The sequence below is a fragment of the Aeromonas sp. 600282 genome (genome assembly GCF_049175755.1).
Lineage (GTDB): Bacteria > Pseudomonadota > Gammaproteobacteria > Enterobacterales > Aeromonadaceae > Aeromonas > Aeromonas veronii_A.
Window position 1 is genome coordinate 1 of record NZ_JAAKVR010000041.1, and the last position, 794, is coordinate 794.

The 794-nt window shown below is 62.7% G+C and carries 1 protein-coding gene; it reads left to right on the plus strand.

Features of this window, described 5'->3' with window-relative positions:
- A partial coding sequence (locus G5137_RS20655; protein WP_421255917.1) for a phage tail sheath subtilisin-like domain-containing protein occupies positions 1–794 on the plus strand: 794 nt, incomplete at both ends.

Below are 794 nucleotides of genomic sequence, written 5' to 3' on the forward strand. Positions count from 1 at the left end.
AACCTGAAACGCTCGCTGCAAACCATCTATGACACCGTCAACACCATCGTTATCGCCGTGCGTGTGGCCAAAGGCGCGGATGCGGCAGCGCTGACAAGCAACATCATCGGCACCATCAAGCCCGATGGTAGCTATACCGGCCTCAAGGCGCTGGAGCGGGCCACCCCGGCCACCGGCGTCAAGCCGCGCATCCTCTGCGTGCCGGACAACTGCACCCTGCCGGTATCCACTGCGCTGGCGGGCATGGCCAAGAAGCTGCGCGCCTTTGCCTACGTGCCGACCATCGCCGAGACCGTCGAAGCCGCGCTGGCCTACCGTGAAAACTTCTCCAGCCGTGAGCTGATGCTGGTGCATGCCGACTGGACCGCGTGGGACGTTGCCACCAATGCCAGCATCAAGCTCGATGCCTGCCTCAAGGCTGCCGCCATGCGGGCACTGATCGACAAAGAGATTGGCTGGCACAAGACCCTGTCGAACGTCGGAGTGACCGGGGTCGATGGCATGACCAAAAACCTGTTCTGGGATCTGCAAGACCCCGACACCGAGGTCGGCCTGCTCAACGCCAACGAAGTCACCGCCCTGATCCGCTCTGACGGCTTTCGCTACTGGGGCAACCGCACTTGCTCAGATGATCCCCTGTTCGCCTTCGAGAACTACACCCGCACCGCCCAGATCCTGGCTGACACCATGGCCGAGGCGCACATGTGGGCCAACGATAAGCCGCTGCACCCTTCCCTGGTCAAAGACATCGTCGAAGGGATCAAGGCCAAGGGCCGCGAGCTGGTGAACGGCGG